At 36.9% G+C, this 3,221-nt stretch carries 3 protein-coding genes; 2 read left to right on the plus strand and 1 reads right to left on the minus strand.

Features of this window, described 5'->3' with window-relative positions:
* The first annotated feature begins 285 nt into the window (after window positions 1-285).
* The gene (locus BMZ99_RS25545) at window positions 286-579 is read left to right on the plus strand and encodes a hypothetical protein (protein ID WP_090944861.1); all 294 of its coding nucleotides are present in this window, start codon (window positions 286-288) and stop codon (window positions 577-579) included.
* Window positions 580-700: 121 nt separating this feature from the next.
* On the opposite strand, the gene BMZ99_RS25550 is transcribed toward BMZ99_RS25545, so the two are convergent.
* Window positions 701-1,735, minus strand: coding sequence for a hypothetical protein (locus BMZ99_RS25550; protein ID WP_090944863.1), 1,035 nt, complete (start codon window positions 1,733-1,735; stop codon window positions 701-703).
* 336 nt (window positions 1,736-2,071) lie between these two features.
* On the opposite strand from BMZ99_RS25550, the gene BMZ99_RS25555 reads away from it, so the two are divergent.
* Window positions 2,072-2,653, plus strand: coding sequence for a flavin reductase family protein (locus BMZ99_RS25555; protein WP_090944866.1), 582 nt, complete (start codon window positions 2,072-2,074; stop codon window positions 2,651-2,653).
* Window positions 2,654-3,221: the final 568 nt, after the last annotated feature.

Below are 3,221 nucleotides of genomic sequence, written 5' to 3' on the forward strand. Positions count from 1 at the left end.
GAAGGAAGAAGAATGTCGGAAAGCCGTATGAGGGAGAACCTCACGTACGGTTTGATGAGGAGGGGTAGAATTATTCTACCCCTTACTCTATCCCAAAAACAGCTGTTTGCTGGTTTCTTCTATCTGCAATACAGATAGAAGAAACCTCCTACAGTATGAAGATGGGGGGATATAGAATGGAAGGTAAGAGATCGAAAAGCAAGATTACATGGAGTACATGGATAAGGACAATTCAGTAAGGGGATGACGGGAGCTCATTTTAAATACGAAGGAGAGGATTATATTATGAAAAAAGAAAGCCTTTTTAGTTGTGCAATGGATTCTATGGAGGATGTGAGTCTGAATATACCCATGCAGCAAGTATCAAACGACTATTATTTTTCCGATATAGCGGCGAAAGAATATGAAGACGAGCTGCGTGCAGCATTACCTCCACATTTACATCGCACATTAAGCAGGCTGGCGGATAAAAACAATGAAAGACAAGCAGCCAGTATGACGGTTAGTTATCGGCAAGGGTTTTCTGACTCCATACGTTTTATTATGCAGGCATTGTCCTGGGAGCCATCAAGGCGGTAAGAAATTGTGTGGCAAGTGTGTAACAATAGAATCGGTAAATTCTAAAGATTGTCACATATGGTAGTCAAGCTTATTAATTATTCTAGAAAATGAAGGATGTTTTTTATGAGCGGATCATCAGCTAATTACTTTGCGATGGTTTCCATTCTTCAAAAATCGATATGCTGTTAATCCCATCATTGTATGGCCGAATGGGATTAACTTTGGCTGGATCATTTTGGGTAATCGTTAGTTTATATACGATACCCTTATTTCCTTTTATATCTTGCCGCGTAATTGTTATATAGTCCTTACCTTTATGTAAGTGTATAAACATAATTTTATTGCTGAGACTCATCTTTTCCAATGACTGATCGACCCAGTTTTTAGATTGATCTTGTGCCCAGTCAGGAAATAATTCTTGCAGTGTAATATAAAATAAACTCAAATCTTCTTTTGAAAGCAAAGAATTAGTATACAAAACTGCAGATGCTCCCTTTAGGTGTTGCTCATCGTCTCCAAATACACCCAAATAAGCTTCTTTATCAAGATCTTTGCCTAAAAAGCTAGAAGTGGTTGCAGCACTACTATAGGGCTGACCATAGATATTAATTCCTTGACTCTTCTCGATTTTACTTATTTTATAACCTTTAGTTTCAAACAAATCATAATACTCCCTTTGATTAAAAGGCAGATATTTTTCATTAGGCGCGACAATTGCCTCAATATGATGATTCGATACATATTGTGCTATTCTTCCAGCCAAGTAGTCAACGATTGACCCCGCAGCAATATCCGCCATAGGTTTGGCAATATTATACGTAAAAAGAACTTCGTCGCTTTTGCCGTAAGCAGTAGTACTGCGAAGTTGACTCATTTTTCTATCTTTAGTTGTGGCTATTACCATATGCTGCACGAGATAACCTAAAGGTTCTTGCTGCTGAGTATACATATTTAATTGTTGAATATCTTCCTTAATCGTCATTTTTATCCATACATCATAATAAATTGAATTTGTATCATCTTTTGTAACAGCTAGTGTATCAGAATCTAGATAAAGATTAACTTTTTCCGATGAACCTAACAATAAAAGCCGATTCTCTGCATAAACTTGCGATAAATTAATAAATCCAATAATCAGTGTAAAAACCAGTAGGCCTAAAACCTTATTTCTCATTATTAATAATCCCCTCTTTTTAATTGTGATTATTTAACAAATTCTACATTAATTTCAAAATACTTCTTTTTTATAGTGAAAATCACTAATTGGCTGGTCTTTGGTATCTTGATTAGAAAGCGATCTTACGTAGGTGACAGTTAAGTATCTTCCTTTAGGATGGTTACTTCTCTACTGCATAGCACCCATCGTAAAGGTATATACTTTTGTATTGAAGAAATAACATATATCATGAGAGAAACAGCCATACTTATAAGACGATGTACAATGCCTGTAATAATGATCAAAGCATCTAAAGTAAGGTTTTATGCAGATAATAACTAAGAGGTGAAAAGTATGAAAAAAAGTTTGGGTGCTAAAACATTGCTCTATCCTGCACCTATTCTAGTCGTATGTACCTATGATAAGGAAGGGAGTCCCAATGCGATGACTGCTGCTTGGGGAGGTATTTGCTGCTCAGCTCCCCCTTGTGTTGCCGTTTCACTACGCAAAGCAACGTATTCGTATGATAACCTAATGCTCAAAAAGGCATTCACAATTAATATTCCTTCAGAAAACTATGCAAAAGAAGCTGATTACTTTGGTATAGCCTCCAGACATAAGGAAGATAAATTTGCTAAGACTGGCCTTACAGCGGTGAAAAGTGATCATATTGATGCCCCTTACATAAGGGAATTCCCAATTAATTTGGAGTGCAAAGTTATTCAGTTTATTGAGCTTGGCCTGCATACCCAGTTTATAGGTGAGGTCATGGATGTCAAAATGGATGAGAGTATACAAGAAAAAGGCGGTCAGTCAATTATTGAACAAATAAAACCGTTAATTTTTGCTGCTGACAGTGGCCATTACTATGGTGTAGGAAAACAAGTCGCTCAGGCCTTTTCTATTGGAAAAGACCTATTGAAAAAGGAAAAATAGAAAAGTGATTGATCAATAGAATCAAAATAATAAGGCATCGGTTTTTATCGGTTGATATTGTATAGGGAATTACATCTTCTAAAAATCTAATATTAAAAATTACACCCCGAATATAGGCTGGGAAACCAGCTCCATATCGGGGTGTAACTTCTTGGGGGTATAATTACAAAATTTAATATGAAATGATCGAGGATAAAATTGCGGCTATTACTTTGGGGCTTGTTAATAAATCAAGGGACACCTGTACATTTGCCTCTCAATAGTAGTGACACAAAGCCAGGAATAAAAATTTTCTTTTACCTCTGGGAAAATATGCTATACTAATTATACAGGCTGCTCGGGGGACGGTTAGCCCCTTCCTTTTAGGGAAGGGGGTGGTAAGATGACTATTTATGAAGCATTGACATTTGCTGTCGCATTTGCCACGCTCATGGTATTGGTCACGACCAAAAAGAAATAACCGCCCCTGCTCAATGAAGTGCCCCCTGTCAAGTAGACAGTATAAAAACAAAAAGTTTTATGATGCCAATCATTGAGTTGTGGTTGGCATCATTTTTTTATGCGGCTG

Source organism: Pelosinus propionicus DSM 13327 (genome assembly GCF_900114615.1).
In the GTDB taxonomy this organism is placed as follows: Bacteria; Bacillota; Negativicutes; order DSM-13327; family DSM-13327; genus Pelosinus; species Pelosinus propionicus.

Coding starts and splice junctions, on each gene's coding strand:
- BMZ99_RS25545 (WP_090944861.1), top strand. CDS start 286: ATGAAAAAAGAAAGCCTTTTTAGTTGTGCAATGGATTCTATGGAGGAT.
- BMZ99_RS25550 (WP_090944863.1), bottom strand. CDS start 1,735: ATGAGAAATAAGGTTTTAGGCCTACTGGTTTTTACACTGATTATTGGA.
- BMZ99_RS25555 (WP_090944866.1), top strand. CDS start 2,072: ATGAAAAAAAGTTTGGGTGCTAAAACATTGCTCTATCCTGCACCTATT.